Source organism: Leptotrichia sp. (genome assembly GCF_057270615.1).
Window position 1 is genome coordinate 64,834 of record NZ_DBHIXN010000004.1, and the last position, 17,704, is coordinate 82,537.

The 17,704-nt window shown below is 29.9% G+C and carries 20 protein-coding genes; 16 read left to right on the top strand and 4 right to left on the bottom strand.

Annotation, left to right across the window (positions count from 1 at the left end; translation table 11 throughout):
- Positions 1–119 precede the first annotated feature (119 nt).
- The 4 genes from ACO409_RS01665 to ACO409_RS01680 all read right to left on the bottom strand — a co-directional run bounded on the left by ACO409_RS01665 (position 120) and on the right by ACO409_RS01680 (position 2,332).
- The gene (locus tag ACO409_RS01665) at positions 120–248 is read right to left on the bottom strand and encodes a zinc ribbon domain-containing protein (protein WP_485554216.1); all 129 of its coding nucleotides are present in this window, start codon (positions 246–248) and stop codon (positions 120–122) included.
- A 266-nt stretch (positions 249–514) separates the two neighbouring features.
- The gene (gene secG, locus ACO409_RS01670) at positions 515–721 is read right to left on the bottom strand and encodes a preprotein translocase subunit SecG (RefSeq protein ID WP_018451309.1); all 207 of its coding nucleotides are present in this window, start codon (positions 719–721) and stop codon (positions 515–517) included.
- Positions 722–786: 65 nt separating this feature from the next.
- Positions 787–1,554, bottom strand: a complete 768-nt coding sequence (tpiA, locus tag ACO409_RS01675; RefSeq protein WP_485554218.1) for a triose-phosphate isomerase — start codon at positions 1,552–1,554, stop codon at positions 787–789.
- Between the two features lie 115 nt (positions 1,555–1,669).
- Positions 1,670–2,332, bottom strand: coding sequence for a Crp/Fnr family transcriptional regulator (locus ACO409_RS01680; protein WP_485554220.1), 663 nt, complete (start codon positions 2,330–2,332; stop codon positions 1,670–1,672).
- A gap of 282 nt (positions 2,333–2,614) precedes the next feature.
- On the opposite strand from ACO409_RS01680, the gene ACO409_RS01685 reads away from it, so the two are divergent.
- The 16 genes from ACO409_RS01685 to ACO409_RS01760 all read left to right on the top strand — a co-directional run bounded on the left by ACO409_RS01685 (position 2,615) and on the right by ACO409_RS01760 (position 17,531).
- Entirely contained in the window at positions 2,615–3,118 is a 504-nt protein-coding gene (locus tag ACO409_RS01685) for a hypothetical protein (RefSeq protein WP_485554222.1), read from the top strand.
- Between the two features lie 193 nt (positions 3,119–3,311).
- The gene (yqeK, locus tag ACO409_RS01690) at positions 3,312–3,887 is read left to right on the top strand and encodes a bis(5'-nucleosyl)-tetraphosphatase (symmetrical) YqeK (RefSeq protein WP_485554224.1); all 576 of its coding nucleotides are present in this window, start codon (positions 3,312–3,314) and stop codon (positions 3,885–3,887) included.
- A 143-nt stretch (positions 3,888–4,030) separates the two neighbouring features.
- Positions 4,031–6,271, top strand: coding sequence for a ribonuclease R (gene rnr, locus ACO409_RS01695; protein WP_485554226.1), 2,241 nt, complete (start codon positions 4,031–4,033; stop codon positions 6,269–6,271).
- 24 nt (positions 6,272–6,295) lie between these two features.
- On the top strand, positions 6,296–6,745 hold the full coding sequence (smpB, locus tag ACO409_RS01700; protein ID WP_485554228.1) for an SsrA-binding protein SmpB: 450 nt from the start codon (positions 6,296–6,298) through the stop codon (positions 6,743–6,745).
- 143 nt (positions 6,746–6,888) lie between these two features.
- Complete coding sequence (locus tag ACO409_RS01705; protein WP_485554230.1) at positions 6,889–7,206, top strand: thioredoxin family protein; 318 nt, start codon at positions 6,889–6,891, stop codon at positions 7,204–7,206.
- 81 nt (positions 7,207–7,287) lie between these two features.
- Positions 7,288–8,313 (top strand): UDP-glucose 4-epimerase GalE, encoded by a 1,026-nt coding sequence (gene galE, locus ACO409_RS01710; RefSeq protein WP_485554232.1) that lies wholly within the window; start codon positions 7,288–7,290, stop codon positions 8,311–8,313.
- A gap of 45 nt (positions 8,314–8,358) precedes the next feature.
- On the top strand, positions 8,359–8,961 hold the full coding sequence (locus tag ACO409_RS01715) for a hypothetical protein (RefSeq protein ID WP_485554233.1): 603 nt from the start codon (positions 8,359–8,361) through the stop codon (positions 8,959–8,961).
- 29 nt (positions 8,962–8,990) lie between these two features.
- Positions 8,991–10,226 carry an aminopeptidase gene (locus ACO409_RS01720; protein WP_485554235.1) on the top strand — a complete coding sequence of 412 codons (1,236 nt, stop codon included), beginning with the start codon at positions 8,991–8,993 and terminating at the stop codon, positions 10,224–10,226.
- A 25-nt stretch (positions 10,227–10,251) separates the two neighbouring features.
- Positions 10,252–10,536: a chorismate mutase gene (locus ACO409_RS01725; protein ID WP_314713696.1), complete on the top strand. Its 285-nt coding sequence runs from the start codon at positions 10,252–10,254 to the stop codon at positions 10,534–10,536.
- A 340-nt stretch (positions 10,537–10,876) separates the two neighbouring features.
- Entirely contained in the window at positions 10,877–11,815 is a 939-nt protein-coding gene (locus ACO409_RS01730; RefSeq protein ID WP_485554237.1) for an Hsp33 family molecular chaperone HslO, read from the top strand.
- Between the two features lie 142 nt (positions 11,816–11,957).
- Entirely contained in the window at positions 11,958–12,884 is a 927-nt protein-coding gene (locus ACO409_RS01735; RefSeq protein WP_291818375.1) for a D-alanine--D-alanine ligase, read from the top strand.
- Positions 12,885–12,912: 28 nt separating this feature from the next.
- On the top strand, positions 12,913–13,392 hold the full coding sequence (locus ACO409_RS01740) for an S-ribosylhomocysteine lyase (RefSeq protein WP_485554239.1): 480 nt from the start codon (positions 12,913–12,915) through the stop codon (positions 13,390–13,392).
- Between the two features lie 73 nt (positions 13,393–13,465).
- Positions 13,466–14,155, top strand: coding sequence for a hypothetical protein (locus ACO409_RS01745; RefSeq protein ID WP_485554241.1), 690 nt, complete (start codon positions 13,466–13,468; stop codon positions 14,153–14,155).
- Between the two features lie 30 nt (positions 14,156–14,185).
- On the top strand, positions 14,186–14,791 hold the full coding sequence (locus ACO409_RS01750; protein ID WP_485554243.1) for a hypothetical protein: 606 nt from the start codon (positions 14,186–14,188) through the stop codon (positions 14,789–14,791).
- 78 nt (positions 14,792–14,869) lie between these two features.
- The gene (locus tag ACO409_RS01755; protein ID WP_485554245.1) at positions 14,870–15,634 is read left to right on the top strand and encodes a TatD family hydrolase; all 765 of its coding nucleotides are present in this window, start codon (positions 14,870–14,872) and stop codon (positions 15,632–15,634) included.
- A gap of 13 nt (positions 15,635–15,647) precedes the next feature.
- A complete protein-coding gene (locus tag ACO409_RS01760) occupies positions 15,648–17,531 on the top strand; it encodes a S8 family serine peptidase (protein WP_485554247.1) in 1,884 nt (627 codons plus the stop codon).
- The last annotated feature ends 173 nt before the right edge of the window (positions 17,532–17,704 follow it).

The following is a 17,704-nucleotide window of genomic DNA, read 5'->3' on the forward strand; positions in this document are numbered from 1 at the left end:
TTCTTGTGAACTACTCCCGCTTTTAGAAGCGGGAGCTTCTTGGGAAGTATTTGCTTTTGTTAGCCAAATATATTTATCAAGCTCTTCGGGTAGTTCCTACCCTGTTTTCTTTTATTTTCTTAATATTCCAACATTGATTTTCCAATGTTTTTTATATTCAATGCCGCATTGTAATCTCTATCAATTTCAATCCCACAACACTCACATTTATAACTTCTTTTCGATATTTTATACAAAAATTGTATCATGAATATATCCTTTTTTCAATAAAAAAAGCAATTCATCTCCCGCTTGTAGAAAGCCTACGACTTCTTGCTATCTTTTGTTAAAAAAGCAAGTTTCAATTTTATTTCAAAAAATGCTTAGCAAGTAGGGATTGTAAAGGTGATGGTGACTAATCCTCCTTACGTTAAAAAATGAAAAAAAATCACAGCCAATATTCTTAACTGTGATTTTAATATTTTTACGAAAAATCAAAAAAACTTACTTTTTAAAATTTTATATTCAAAACTTTTTATCTTACAATTTGGAATAAAATTGCAACGACTAGAAATAATGTTGCAACGATTTCTGTAAATTTTTCAATTCCTTCTTTTTCTTCATCCAAGATATTAGCAGAACTTTTTGCTAACCCTTGGCTTCTGTCTGGTTGTAGTAAAATTACACTTATCATAATGATTGATAAAATTACTAAAGCTACAATTAATAAATTTTCTAACACTTTATTAGTTCCTCCTATAATTTAAAAAACAAGAGAATAGCTAATCAATTTTATTTTTAAATCAATTATTTAGCTGCTGCATCTCCAGCTTTTATTATTACAGCGAATTTTTCAGGAATTAAACTTGCTCCTCCTACTAATCCACCGTCAATATCTGTTTGTGCAATTAAGTCAGCTGCATTTCCATCGTTCATTGAACCACCGTATTGAACTGTTACATTTTCTGCAACTTCTTTTCCGTATAAGTCAGTTAATAATCCTCTAATGAATGCGTGAACTTCTTGAGCTTGTGCAGGAGTTGCAGTTTTACCTGTTCCAATTGCCCATACTGGTTCGTAAGCAAGTACAACATTTGCCATTTGTTCAGCTGTAACATCTTTTAATCCACCAACAATTTGAGTTTTTACAACGTCGTTAGTAGTTCCAGCTTCTCTTTGTTCCAATTTTTCTCCAATACATAAAATTGGTTTTAAGTCATGAGCTAATGCTGATTTTACTTTTTCATTGATAATTTCATCATTTTCATGGTAGTATTCTCTTCTTTCAGAATGTCCTAAAATTACATATTCCACACCTAAATCTTTTAGCATCAATGGTGAAACTTCTCCAGTATATGCTCCGCTTTCTTTAGCGTTCATATTTTCAGCAGCGATTTTGATGTTGCTTCCTGCAGTTTCTCTAACTGCAGTTTCTAATGCAGTAAAAGGTGCTCCGATAATAATTCCTGCATTTTTAACATCTGCTACTAAAGGTTTTAATTCATTAAAAAACTTTCCTGCCTCTTTTGCAGTTTTGTTCATTTTCCAGTTTCCAGCTACTATTACTTTTCTCATAGTCTTTCCTCCATTATTTAATTTGTTTGATATACATTCTTTTAATTTATTTTACCATATATTCTTTTTTTTAGCAATGCTGATATATTGAATTTTTTTTGTCATGTTTAACTTGTCAACCTTCTAAAGAATTTACGAGATATGTATTATTTTCTATTTTTTTTAAAACTTTCTTTTTGCATAAATTTGAAATTTCTCTGGATAAGGCAGGTCTTGTTACCTCAAATTTTTTTGCTAAAGCTGAAATGCTTGGCAAAAATTTTATTTTATCATTTTGAGCATTTTCTTTTATATAGCTAAGAACTTTTTCTTCAATAGTTCTATGTGTAAAATTAAACCAAATACGTTTTGACAAATATTGGCTTTTATTTGAAATTTCATTTATAAAATTGAGCAAAAGCCGTTTGTCTGATTGAATTAAATCAAGATATTTTTCTTTATCTAAGAAAAGAAATTCTGAATTTTCAAGTGTTATTAAGTCAACAGGAAAAACGTTATCCTTCCCAAATAAAAATGCACAAGCCAGCACTTCCCCAGCTTTCATTTGATTTATAACAATTGTATCTCCGTTAAATTTTTGCATTTCTCCATGTGCTGTGCCTTTTATAATAATAATTATTTTTTTTAAGACATCTCCACGAAAAAATACAATTTCATTTTTTTTATATTTATTTATTTTAAAATCAGTTTTTGCTAGACATTTTGAGATTTCTTGAGTACTTAATCCTTCAAATAGTGAAACTCTTGTCAAAAAAAGCGATAAATCTTCTATTTTCATTTTTTTACCTTCTACATATTTATAATTTTTATAGTTTGAACACAAAATATTTTGTATATATTATCATTTTTGATTTATGATTTCAAGAAAAATTTTGATAAATACGTAAATTTATTCAAAATTAGATTATTAAAAATCATATAAATTTAGGGTTTGGTTAAAATAACTATAGTTTTTGAGTTCAGTTTTAAATGAGTTTTACTATAAGTCAACTAAAAGAATATTCAATACGATACCTTAAAATTTTGATTTATAATAATTAAAAAAAGGAGAAAATAATAAATGGTAAAAAGTAAAAATATAATTACGGCAGTTTTGTTTGCAATGAGTATAAGCTATATCGGAAATGCCAAAATAAAAAATAATAACAGAAAATTTAAAAATATAAAAAGCTCAGTTGTTGTGTCAAAAGATTCAAAAAGCAGTTCAAAAGAATTAAATAGTGAAGAATATGCAAAAGTTTTGGATAATTTTATGAAAAAGGCCCAAGAATATCTTGACAAAGGGGATAAGATACAGCTTGTAAATGATTATATAAATGATATTGAGAATGCAAAAGTTTCTAAAAAGGCGCTAAAAGATAATTATGATGCTGATAAAGAGGCTTTTGGGCTAGTTGAAGCAGCAATATTTATGAAAAGTTCATATTTAGGTACAGAAAAAACTAAAAAATTGACAGATGCAGATTATGAAAAAATTCAGAAAAAATTTACAAATACAAATAAATTCAAGCAGCTGGAAGAATATGTAAAAATACAACCAGTACCGCCAGCACAACTTCAATAACTTTATTAACTCAGACCAAAAATAAGTTGTCTGAGTTTTATTTTTATGATAACATATAATTGAAATGCATAGCAATTCTAGTTTAAAATGAGAGTAAAAGGATTTATAGCAAATCTGCTGTTTTTTATATATTTTTACTCCAATTTTAGTGGATTGACTATAAAATTATTTTTTTAGCAAAGGGGAAATCACAATGAATATGGAAGTAATTAAATTAAATGTAAAAAAATTTTTGGATGAAAAAAGATATGAACATGTAGAAAGAGTAGCAAAATGTGCTGTGGAATTGGCAAAAATTTATGGAGTTCCTGTAGAAAAAGTGGAGGCTTCAGCTTGGCTTCACGATGTGGCAAAATTTTTTGATTTGTCTGTTATGATTGACTTGACAAAGGGGAAATATCCTGAAGTAGCAGATAAAATGTCCCAATCAACAGCTGTATTGCACGGCTTTGCAGGTGCTGAATTTGTACGGCAAAATTATGAAATGTTTGGAATTGATGATGAAGAAATTTTGGATGGTATTAAATATCATACAATTGGAAGTGAAAATATGAATATGATTGCAAAAATTGTTTATCTTGCTGACGCAATAGAGGAAAAGAGAAGCTGGGAAGGAGTAGAAAAAGCCAGAGAATTAGCAAAAATAGATTTGGATAAAGCAATAAAATTTGAAATTGAAGAAAAATTAAAATATTTACTTTCAAAAGATTCCATTATTCATCCAAATGTCATAAAACTTAGAAATTCGATAATAGCTAATCGACTTTAAATTTAAAAAAATAGAATTTAAAAATTATGATAAGATTATTACTAATTTGTTGCATTTGACTTGACAATACACGGGGAGCAGTTCACTAGCCTTATAGTATAAAATGCAAAAGCTTCGCTAAATTGAACATATAGAGGTAAAATATGAGAAATAAAAAAAAGAAGGAAAAGTGTGGGCATAAAAAAAATTACACTAGACATTTTAATAAAGAAGAAAATGTTAAAACAAAAAAAATAGAACTTAAAGAGGAACGTGAATTAAAATATTTAAAACAAGTTTTGGAAGAATATGAATTTACTTTTCAAGAAATATTGCAACTTTTGGAATGGAGTCAGAAAAAGCGAAAAATGTATAAGCAGCTTTTAAATGCTTGGGAAGAAAGTGGAGAAATTTATTTGAAGAGAAATGGAAAATATACTTTGCCTGAAAAGGAAGGCTTTATAAAAGGAGAAATTTCTATTTCTAGTAGAAATTTTGGCTTTGTTGATATTAATGGACAGCCTAGTATTTTTATTCCTGGAGCTTATTTAAATACTGCTATGAACGGGGATAGTGTTTTAGTTCGTATTTTAAAAGAAAGCTTGAATGGAAAAAAACGTGAAGGAGAAGTTTATAAAGTTGTAAAAAGAAATCGAAACGTTATCGTTGGAATTTTTGAACATAATTTAAACTTTGGATTTGTACGTCCACGAAATTCGCCAAAGGATATTTATATTCCTAAAAAATTAATAAAAGGTGCTAAAACTGGAGATTTGGTAGCTGTAAAAGTGGATTTTTGGGGAGATGACGAAAGAAAGCCTGAGGGTGCGATTGTAAGTGTTTTGGGAAGTCCGGAAGATACAGAAGCCCTTATTTCATCATTGCTTTTGAATGAAGGAATTGAAGAAAAATTTCCAAATGAAGTTTTACAGGAATTGGATAAAATTGATGAAGATTTTTCAGATGAACTGAAAAACCGTAAGGATTTACGACATCTTGATATTATTACGATTGACGGCTCTGATGCAAAGGATTTGGATGATGCAGTTTATGTGGAAAAAACAGAAGATGGATATAAGCTTTTTGTAAGTATAGCTGATGTTTCTTATTATGTACGTGAAAATACCGAGCTTGATACAGAAGCATTAAAACGTGGAAACTCAATTTATCTTGTAGATAGAGTAATTCCTATGCTTCCACGAAAATTATCAAACAATCTTTGTTCACTTAATCCAAATGAAGATAAGCTGACTTTTACTGTGGAAATAGATTTAGACAAGAAAGGTAAAGTTATAAAAAATGATTTTTACAAATCGGTTATAAAGTCAAAATACAGAATGACTTACGAAAATGTAAATATAATTTTGGAAAAAAATGAAGAATCAGAAGAATATAGAAATCTTTACGATAAATACAGAAAAATTGATGAAATGTTAAAAAATATGCTGGAACTTTCTAAAATTATTAGAAGCAATAAAAAAAGACGTGGGAGCATTGATTTTGAATTGCCTGAGATAAAAGTAGTCTTGGATGAAAACAAAGCTGTGAAGGATATTGTATTACGTTCCAGAGGGGAAGCGGAAAGAATCATTGAGGATTTTATGGTTATTGCAAATGAGACTGTGGCAGAAAAACTTTTCTGGGAGGAAATTCCTGCAATTTACAGGGTTCACGAAGATCCTGACAAGGCGAAAGTTCAGGCATTGAATGAAACTTTGATAAAATTTGGATATTCTCTGAAGGGATTGGAGGAAATTCATCCTGGAAAATTCCAAAATATTATTGAAAGAACGACAGGACTGCCAGAAGGCTATCTAATTCATAAATTAATTTTAAGGGCAATGCAGCGTGCAAGATATGCCAACAAAAATTTAGGGCATTTTGGTTTAGCTTCTAAATATTACCTGCATTTTACATCGCCAATTCGTCGATATTCTGACTTAATTGTTCACAGAATGCTTGGACGTTCGATTGAAAGATTTATGAACGAGAAGGAAAAAGCAAAATACGGAGCTGATTTTGAAGCAATTGCTTCAAGTATTTCAAGAACTGAGAGAGTAGCGGACAAACTGGAAGAAGATAGCGTAAAAATCAAGTTAATTGAGTATATGCAAGATAAAATTGGACAAGTTTATATTGCCAGACTTAGCGGAATGAATAAGAATAAAATATTTATGGAGCTGGAAAATCACATAGAAGTGGTTTATAATGTTACAACTGCACGTGATAACTTCATTTACGATGAGGAAAACTTTAAAATTGTAGATAAAAGAAATAATGAATCCTATACTATGGGAAGTACAATGAAAGTGAGCATTGTAAGTGCAAGTTATGCTAAGATGGAAATTGAGGTCATACCTTATGTGGAAGAAAAAGTAAAGATTGAGGAAATGGAAGAAGAATAAAAGAAAACATTGGAAGGAGGGAAAATGCCAGTATTAGCTAGAAATAAAAAGGCTTTTCACGATTATTTCATAGAAGATAAGCTGGAAGCGGGGATTGAGCTTGTGGGGACGGAAGTAAAATCGGTAAAAGCTGGAAAAGTCAGTATAAAAGAAAGTTTTATACGAATTATACGAGATGAAATTTTTGTGATGAATATGCATATTACGCCTTATGAATTTGGGAACATTAACAATGTAGAGGAATCTCGTGTGAGAAAATTGCTTTTGAATAGACGTGAAATAAAAAAGTGGAGTGAAAAGATTAAAGAGCAAGGTTATACCATTGTTCCAATTTCAATTTATACAAAACAAAGGCTTGTAAAAATGGAAATAGGACTTGCAAAAGGAAAGAAAATGCATGATAAAAGAGAATCATTGAAAAGAAAAGATATTGAAAGAGATATGAAAAAAGTTCAGAAAAATTTTGGAAGATAAAATATAAATTAGAAATTGCATAAATTGATTAGAATTAGTATAATAGACATATTCAAAAACTGTTTGAATTTAAAATTCAACAAAAAAATTTGAATATTTCAAAAGATATAGAATAAAATATAAATTATAGAGGGAGTGAAATTATGAGTAAAATCATAAATTATGCTGGAGAAGATTTTGATAATGAAATAATTTTGCAAAATGGGCTTACACTTGTTGATTTTTTTGCTATCTGGTGCGGACCTTGCCAAATGTTGGAAAAAGTTCTAGCGGAAGTGGCTAATGCTTCAGAATGTAAAATTGTCAAAGTTGATGTTGATGATTATCCAGAATTTGGAGCGAAATTTAAAATAAGAGGACTGCCTTTGCTTTTACTTTTTAAAGATGGACAAATTGTGGAAACTTTGAAAGGTTTTCAAACTTTTGATGAAATTATGGAAAAAATTAATTTACATAATTAATTTGATAATTTTAAAATTTACCTGAATAGAAAAATAAAAAAATTCTGAAAATAAAAAATTTTAGAAGGAAGTGATGTTTTAATGAAAACTATTTTAGTTCCTGGTGGAGCGGGATATATTGGCTCTCACACAGTTTTAGACTTGATAAAAAAAGGTTTTAATCCTATTATTGTAGATGACTTTAGTAATTCTAGCAAAAAAGTTATAACAATTTTAGAAGAGCTTTCTGGAGAAAAAATAAAATATTATGAATTGGATGTGAAAAATAAAGAAGGTTTGAGAAAAATTTTTAGAGAAAATAAAATTGATGCTGTTATTAATTTTGCAGGATTTAAGGCAGTGGGAGAGTCTGTAGAAAAGCCGCTTATGTATTATGAAAATAATTTATTTGGAATGATTACTTTACTTGAAGTAATGAAGGAATTTAATGTAAAAAATATCGTATTTAGTTCGTCAGCTACTGTTTACGGTGTTTCTGAAAAAGTTCCTTTTGTGGAAACTGATCCAATGGGAGAAGTTACAAATCCTTATGGACGTACAAAAGTAATAATCGAACATATTTTAATGGATTTGGCAAAATCTGACAATACTTGGAATATCATTGCTCTTAGATATTTCAATCCATTAGGTGCTCATGAAAGTGGAAGAATTGGAGAAGATCCAAACGGAATTCCAAACAATCTTTCACCTTACATAACTCAAGTTGCAGTTGGAAAATTGGAAAAATTACATATTTTTGGAAATGATTATGATACTCCAGATGGAACTTGCATAAGAGATTTCATTCATGTAAATGATTTGGCGGCAGGACATTCAGCAGCATTAAATTATTTATTTAATAATGAAAATCTTGGTTTTGATGCGATAAATTTAGGAAGCGAAAAAGGTTACAGCGTTCTTGAAATTTTAAGTAATTTTGAAAAAGCTGTTGGAAAAGAAATTCCTTATGTAATTGACGGAAGAAGAGCTGGAGATATTGCAGTCTGTTATGCAGATGCTTCAAAAGCTAAAAAATTATTAAATTGGGAAGCAAAATATACAATTGAAGATATGTGTCGTGATTCTTGGAATTGGCAAAAGAAAAATCCAAATGGATTTAAAGATTAATAATCATTATAAAACATAAATAAAAATTTTTTAGGAGGATTTTTTATGAAAAAATTATTTTTAGCGTTCATGTTATTGACACCAGTTGCAATGGCATATGGAGAAAGAAATGAAATTATTATAAGCCCTATTTATGGTAAGCAAAAAAACAATAATGACAAAAATGCTCCTGTCAAAGGTGTTACAGGAAGTGGAATTAAAATCTCGCTTGAAGGAAAAGGTGGAGTTGATGATGATGTTGTAATGGGGCTTGGAATGGGATTGACATACAATTCTTTGAAAGTTAAAGGGAAAGATATAAACAGTAATTCAGGAAGTTTAGTTTCAATTCCAGTTTATCTTATGATAGGAACAGGAACAGATAATGGGATCTATTCCAAATTTTCGTTTGGTGCATCACTTGCAGGCGGAAGTGTAAAATGGACTGATAAGAATGGTGGAAACGGAAGAATAAAAGCTATGCCGTTAAATGGATATGCTGCTTTGGGAATTGGAGTTCAAAAAAACAGATTTTCATTTGGATTAAATGTTGCCACAACACCAAAATTGAAAAGAGAATATTACAGTCCTGCTAAAAAGTATAAAAGCAAGTTTACAGACGGAACGGTCTCATTAGAATTTGGTTATCAACCGAATTATAAAGATTAAAAATTTTAATTTGAAAGGAACAAATAAAAATGAACAACTTTGAAGAAAAATTAAATAAGTATGCAGAAGTAATCGTAAAAATTGGAGCAAATGTTCAAAAAGGACAAAAAGTTTGGGTAAATTGTACGACTGATGCGTTGCCATTGGTTTACAAAGTTACAGAATTGGCTTATAGAGAGGGAGCGAGTGATGTTCATGTTAAATTGGCAGATGATAAATTGTCAAGACTTCATGCTGAATATCAGTCGAAAGAAGATTACTCTTACATTCCTCAATGGGCGATTGACGAGAGAAATGATTATCTTGACAATAATGTAGTGTTTATCCACATTTTAAGCAGTTCTCCAAATTTATTTGCAGGAATTGATCCAGAAAAATTAGGAGCATTGGCAAAAAATTCGGGAGAAGCTTATAAACATTATAGAACATGTGTTATGACAGATGTAAATTCATGGACGATTGCAAGTTATCCTTCAGCAGATTGGGCAAAACTTGTATTCCCGGATGAAAAAGATATTGATGTTGCACAGGAAAAATTGCTTGATGCGATATTGAAAACTGTGAGAGTTGATAAAGATGATCCGGTTAAGGCTTGGGAAGAACATAGAAAAAATTTAACTGAAAAAGCTGAGTTTTTAAATAATAAAAATTTCGTGGCACTTCACTATACTTCAAAAGGAACTGATTTGACAGTTGGACTTCCTAAAAATCATATTTGGGTGGCAGCTGGAAGTGTTAATGCGAAAGGGGCTGATTTCTTGCCTAATATGCCGACAGAGGAAGTGTTTACGGCTGGAGATAGAGATCGTGTAGATGGTTATGTTTCTAATAAAAAACCACTTTCGTATCAAGGAAATATTATTGACAATTTCAAATTGACTTTTAAAGATGGAAAAGTTGTAGATTTTGAAGCAGAAGAAGGTTACGACATTTTGAAACAGTTGCTTGATACTGATGAAGGTTCGAGAAGAATAGGAGAAGTTGCTCTTGTGCCAAATGATTCACCTATTTCAAATTCAGGACTTCTTTACTATCAAACATTATTTGACGAAAATGCTTCAAACCATTTAGCATTGGGTGCCGCATACCCAACTAATGTAAAAGATGGAACAAAAATGACAGAAGAAGAATTAATAAAAGCTCATATTAATCAATCAATTTCACATGTTGATTTTATGATTGGAGATTCTGAAATGGATATTGACGGAATTTTGGAAGATGGAACGAGAGTTCCTGTATTTAGAAAAGGAAATTGGGCGTTTTAAATTTTAAAATTTTGGAGATAATATTATGAAATGCAATAGTTTGGAAGAAGTAAGAGAAAATATTGATAGTATAGATGATAAAATTATAAAATTAATTGCAGAGCGTTCAGATTATGTAAGACAGGCAGCATATTTTAAAAAGTCAAAAACAGATGTAAAAGCAGCTGATAGAGTAGAGAAAATAATAAAAAAGGTCAGGGAAAAGGCTAAAATTTATGGTTGCAGTCCAGATGTTGTGGAATTGATTTACAGGGATATGATAAATTATTTTATTGATGAAGAAATGAAAACTTTTGAAAAAAATAAATAATTATAAAAAAGAAACTGCTTTAATTTAAGAGTTTCTTTTTTTGTTTGATACAAAAATTTATAGTGTATCATCAAGTCAAATGTAACAAAAAAAGTAAAAATGAATTATCTTGTTTTTTTGTATAGAATATGATATTCTAATAATGAGATTTTAAAAATGCACTTAAATTTGTTTATAAAATAGACAAAATTTTGAGATAAAATTTGATATTGTGCTCGAACCTGTGCAAAATTAAACTATAAAAAATCATATAAATTTAGGATTTGAGTAAAGTAGGCATAATTTTTGAATTTGGTTTTAAATTAGTTTTACTATAAAATAAAAGAAGGATGTTGGAAATATGGAAAAATCAAAGATAATCAGAGGGACAAGCAAGTGTGCAAGATTTTTTGTCTGTGATACAACACAGGTTGTAAGGGAAGCAAAAAAAATACACGGACTTGATCCAATAGCAACTACAGTTTTTGGAAAATTATTGACTGCAACTGCTATGATGGGGAAAGATTTAAAAAACAAAAAGGATTTGGTGTCAGTTAGAATAAATGGAGATGGACCTTACGGAAATATTCTTGCAATTGGAAATATGAATGGAGAAGTAAAAGGTTATATTGCAAATCCTGAAGAAAAATTTCATCAGATTGTGGATGAAAATGGTAATTTTATAAAGGATGAAACTGGGCAAATAAGATTTATTGGAAATGGGACAATGCAAGTTATAAAGGATTTGGGACTGCGTGATCCATTTTCTGGCGTTACCAAAATAAATAAAGAGGATATTGCTGATATAGTTGCCCATTATTTTCTTTTGTCTGAGCAAATAAAGTCAGTTGTTGCACTAGGGGTGAAATTGGATGAAAATGGCGAAGTGAAAAGGGCTGGCGGTTATTTAATCCAGTTGTTGCCAGGAGTGGAAGATGGATTTATTGACAAATTGGAAAATAAATTGCAGCAAATTAGGACAATTACTGAACTTTTAGAAGGTGGAATGAGCCTTGAACAAATTGTGGAATTACTTTATGAGGATATTTCAGCATTTGAAGAAGAAACTGATGTTGATGGTGCTCATAAAAAAGTTTATGTGGAAGATTTTGAAATTTTGGAAGAATCAGATTTGGAATATAAGTGTAATTGCACAAGAGATAAATTTTACAAAGGATTAATTACACTTGGAAAAGATGAAATTAATAAAATTTTGGAAGAAGAAGGAAGAATCGAGACCGAATGTCATTTTTGCAGAAAAAAATATGAATTTACGAAAAAGGATTTTACTTGGAATTAATAGACCTGTTTGATAATTATGTAAACTCAGAATTTAATAAAATTAATATCCTGAAGCAAGGGGTCTTGACCCCTTGTATAGATAAAAGAACTTAGGTTATCGAACATATCTAATTTATAAAATAAAGAAGGAGATGAAAAAAATGTCAAAATTAAGAGTAGGTGTAATACGTGGGGGAGTTTCGACTGAAAGAGAAGTGTCGCTAAAAACAGGAAGTGAAATTGTAGCAAATTTAAATAGAGATAAATATGAAGTTTTTGATATTGTAATTGATACTGAAAAGGAAGTTTATGAAAAAATAAAAGACTTGAATCTAGATTTTGCTTACATTGCTTTACATGGTGTATTTGGAGAAGATGGAAGAATACAAGCAATTTTACAAAGTTTAGGAATTGCTTACAGTGGGCCTGGAGTAATGTCAAGTGCAGTTTGTATGGATAAGGAGTTTTCAAAAAGAATTGTGTCTGAATACGGAGTTAGAATTGCAAAATGGAAAAGTGTTCGTGTAGGAGAAACAGTTGATTTTGAAACAGTAAAAAAAGAACTAGGAGATCATCTTATAGTAAAACCAAATAATGGTGGTTCAAGTATTGGAGTAAGTTTTGTGGAAACTGAAGAAGAATTGAAAAAAGGATTAGAACTCGTATTTGGAATGGATAAAGAGGCTTTAATTGAAGAAGTGTTACATGGAGTGGAAATAAGTGTGCCAGTAATTGGTGGAAAAGTTTTCCCAACAATAAGAATCGAAGCTCTTGCTGGAGATTACTTTGACTATGAATCAAAATATGCAAAAGGTGGAGCAAAAGAATACGTGTTTGAATTCCCAGAAAAAGTACAAGCTGAAATTAACAAATTTGCACAAGATAGCTACTATGGATTAAAATGTGAAGGATTCGCAAGAATTGACTTTATGGTAGTAAACGAAGAAACACCATATTTCATGGAAGTAAACACATCACCAGGAATGACAGCTGCAAGTTTATTGCCAAAAAGTACAGCTTCAAAAGGATACAGCTACTCAGAAACATTAGATTTATTAATTGAATCTTCATTAAAAGTGGAAAGATAAACTAAAATATCAAAATATGGAGGAAAACATGGAAAGAATAGCAAGTTTTACAGTAGATCATAAAAAATTAAACAGAGGAATTTATGTGTCAAGAATTGACGAAATTAACGGAAATTACATCACAACTTTTGATGTGAGAATGAAGCTGCCAAATAGAGAACCAGTTATAAATATTGCAGAACTTCATACAATGGAACATTTAGGAGCAACATTTTTAAGAAATCATCCAACTTGGAAAGATGAAATTGTATATTTTGGACCAATGGGTTGCAGAACAGGATTTTATGTAATTTTAAAAGGAAAACTAGAATCAAAGGACATCGTTGACTTAATGAAAGAACTTTACAAATTTATGGCAGAATTTAAAGGAGAAATCCCAGGAGCAACTGCAATCGAATGTGGAAACTATTTAGATCAAAACTTGGCAATGGCTAATTTTGAATCGAAAAGATTTTTGGAAGAAACTTTGGAGAATTTGACAGAAGCGAATTTGGTTTATCCTAGATAGAGAAATTTAAAAATAGAAGATTAGTTTGTTTTTTTAGATTTTTTCAAAAAATTTAATATAAAAAAGGAGATTTATGAAAAAAATATTGATTTTATTTTTGGTTATTTTTTCGTTAAGTTTTTCATTTGAATTAAAAAAAGAAAATTTTAAAATTACAAAAAATAAGAGTTTAAAATTATCAGAAGAGGAAATGAAAAATCAAAGTGAAAAAGTTGTTGAAGTTTTTAATAAAGAAATTTCAGATAGGATAGAAAGTAAAAATAAGGGAATTGAATATTCGGAAAATACTAATTTGGAAACAGGTGAAAAAAATTTTAAAGTGAATGTACCTGATGTTTTGATGAATAATAAAGTCTATGAAAAAACAATTTATGAAATTGAAAAGATTAACTTTATTTCAAAAAATAAAGTGGAAGTAATTTATACTGAAAAATCTCCAAATATTTTTGAAATTATGTTCTCTGAAGAATTTAATAAAAAACTGGAAGATAAAGTTTCAAAAGAATTGGGATATAAATTGGATAAGGAAAAAATTCAAAAATTATCCAATGAAGAAAGACTGAAAGCAAATGCAATAATTTTGTCTGAATATCAAAATGAAATGATAAAGATATTGGATAATAATCAGTTTGAGTATAGGACTGATAAAAATAAGATGATTTTGGAAAGAAAGAAAAAAGGATGGGAATATAAAGATGAAGAAACATTAGAAAGTGATGGTTTTGATATTTTTGATTCTATGTTTGAAAATTTTTTAAAATAATTTGAATAAATGAGGATGAGGTATGAGTAAATGAAGAAGATGTTAATGTTATTTTTACTAACAACAAGTCTTGGATTTTCAGCAAATTACAAGGTTGAAGTTAAGCCTAATGTGAAAATTCAGCAGTCAGAAATTGAAAAGAACAATTTGGAAATTGAAAAAGTTTTTTTGGAAAATACAAAACGAGATACTTCTGAAAGCATAAAAGAAGTTGACAATCAGATTGCAGAACAAAAAGATGAATTAGGAGCAAGATTTTTTGGTGAAATTTTGAAAGAATATATGAGAAATATGGAATATCATATTAAGGAGATAAATTACAATTCTAGTTCAAGTGCAGATTTAAAATTTGTTTTAAAAGCACCAAAATTAAATTTTAACTCTCTTTTGGGAGCTGAAGACCAAGAAAAAATAAATAAAACATTTGAGCAAAAAACTGGAAAATCAATAAAATATTTGTCAAATGTTTCAGGAGAAGATTTTCAAAAGAAATGGATGCCAACCTTGATAGATATAATATCAAAAACGGTTTCAGATAAAATTAAGGATATAAAAGAATTTGATGAAAAAGAAGGAACTGTTGAAGCGACAAAAATTAATGGAAAATGGAATATTATAATGAATAATTTAAAATAGAAAATTTTATAAAATTAATAAGATTAGAATTTTTTAATATAAAAATTAAAAATTTTTTGTAACAAAGGAAGGATTGAAATGGCAAAAATAATAGACACACATACACACATTTACGACGAGCAATTTGCAGAAGATTTTGATGAAGTTGTGGAACGGATTGAGGAGCAACTGGAAAGTGCTGTTGTTATTGGATGTGATTTGGAAACTTCGCTTACGAGTGTGGCTCTTGCGAATAAATATCCGTTTATTTATGCAGTGATTGGAGTTCATCCTGTGGATATAAAAAAATATAATGATGAAGTAGAAAAAGAACTCGAAAGATTGGCATTGAATGAGGAAAAGGTTGTTGCGATTGGGGAAATCGGACTGGATTATCACTGGATGGAAGATCCGAAGGATGTTCAGATTGCTGGATTTAGAAAGCAGATGGAACTTGCTGAAAGGGTTAAAAAGCCTGTTGTGATTCATACGAGGGAAGCATTGCAGGATACGATTAATGTTTTGAAAGAATATCCTAATGTTGGCGGGATTTTGCATTGTTATCCGGGATCACTTGAGGCGGCAAAACCGCTTTTAGATAGATATTATATTGGAGTTGGCGGGACTTTGACATTCAAGAATAATAAAAAGACGAAAGAACTTGTGAGAGAACTTCCTTTGGAAAAGATTGTCCTAGAAACAGATTGTCCATATTTGACACCAGTTCCTTTTAGAGGGAAAAGAAATGAGCCGATTTATACAAAATATGTGGCGGAAGAAATTGCTAGAATTAAGGAAATTTCAGTGGAAGAAGTTATAAGAGTAACTACGGAAAATGCAAAGAAAATTTATGGGATAAAATAAAAAGGAGTGATAAGTGAAGAGAATAAGATTTTTAATAATTCTTGCAAGTATAATTTTAAATATAAATATATTTGGGGCAAAGTTAGTTTATACTGATAAAAAAACAGAGGTGTCTGATTACGATGTAAAAGAAAGTTTAGTAAAATATCAAAAAAATGAGTATAAAAAAGGTAAAACTTATTATGCTATAACTGATAATACGACAGGGTATGATAATTGGGAGGAAGAAGTTGGGGGTGTAATGCCAAGAACATATCTTCCTGAAAATTGGAAAAAAATAGGGAAACATCCGTTGAAAGATCAGGAAGGCGAGGATCATACGACACTTGCAACAAAAACTTTTCTTGAAACTACAGGGCTTGATGCAAGTCAAGTGATAAACTACGGTGCTGAAAATGAATGGAATATGTTAGAAGGAATATTTTCATATAGTACAAGTACACCATATTATTCACAGTATTTGTTGACAGATAATGCATGGTATTTTGGAAATGTAATAAATGAAACACTTTTAAATAATTATATGCCAAGACTTGTGACAACGAATACAGATGATAGAAATTTATTAATAATAGCTTTTCCAAATGCTGAAAAAAAGAAAAATAATTCTGATGCCGAAGTGCTACTTAATGATGCAACTGCAAAATTTCCCTTGTATAGTGATGAAATAGCAAAATTATTTAGAAGTCAGCGAATAATGGTTGATGCTGCAAATTGCTTTACTTATGGGAAAAAAGATGTAACTAATTCTGTTTTGCTAAATGAAAGTTATAGAGGTAAAAAAATATCGGATTTTTCAAATAAATGTACAATGTCACAAAAAAATAATGAAGTTGGAGCAGATGCGTTGTATGCACGAGGTAATACAGTAGTAGCAGTTGGAAATATATATAGTAAAACAGATGATTCAAATAGATTTGGAGCAAGTTTTGCAACACCTAGAACGGCTGGATATGCGGCAATTATTTTGAATAAATTTAAGGGGCTTACTTATCATCAGGTTAAAGAAATTCTTTTGACGACAGCTTATCGTGAAAAAGATAGGCTTGATAATCAGATGGGGTGGGGAATTGTGGATATTAGAAAAGCTCTTAATGGTCCAACAAATTTGAATGCAGGGCTGATTGAAGAAAATAAATTTTATACTGGGATGTATGACAAAATTTTTAATAAAGAAAGCAATGACATTTATTTTTGGGCAGAACCTGAAACTGACTGGGTCTGGACTAATGATATAGACAGTGGATTAAGTGATAAGCCAAGCGGAACATCAACTTATATTATGGCTTTGGATAAAGATGATAACAGTATAACAGGAAAAGTGACAATACAAAATTATTTGTCAAGTGAAGAAAATTTTTACAAGGAAACTAGTAAATATGTGCCAGGACTTAGAAAAGCTGGGAAGCATAAATTAACTATAACTGGGGATTTGCTTTATGGCGGAGAAACTCAAGTTTTGGAAGGGACTCTAAAACTTACTGGAAATATACCTGACAGTACGATAGTTGTCTATGAAGGAGCGACACTTGAACTTTGTGGGAATGCAAATAAAGTTGTACTTGCTGGTGGAAAAATTGAAGCATGCCCGAGTGCTAAATATACGCTTGTAAATGAAGATAGGGAAGATATTGAAGTAAATAAGACAAAAGTGATTGATATTCCAAAACTTTTTTATTTTACTCAAAGCAATAAAATTGAAACCAAGTATTTTAAAAATTATAATAAATATGATGAGTTTTTGAATAAACACTATAATCATATAACAAGTGATTATGATTTTGGTAAAATGCCTAAAGATGAGTTTTTTGGAGGGAAAAATCAAGTTTATGCACACGATTATTCTTATAAGTTGACTGGTAAATGGGATTTTACTGACACTTATGAATTTTATTAAATAGTACAAGAACACTCGCGACGCAAGGAATGAGATGAATTGTACGAAAATTTTAGTAAGCATATAGGGAAACTTGTATGTAGACACGGAGCAAAACCGTGCAACAAAGAAACTGAACTGCTGGGAACTCTTAAAGCTAGTATAACCACAACATAATACCTAAGTGAGAATAT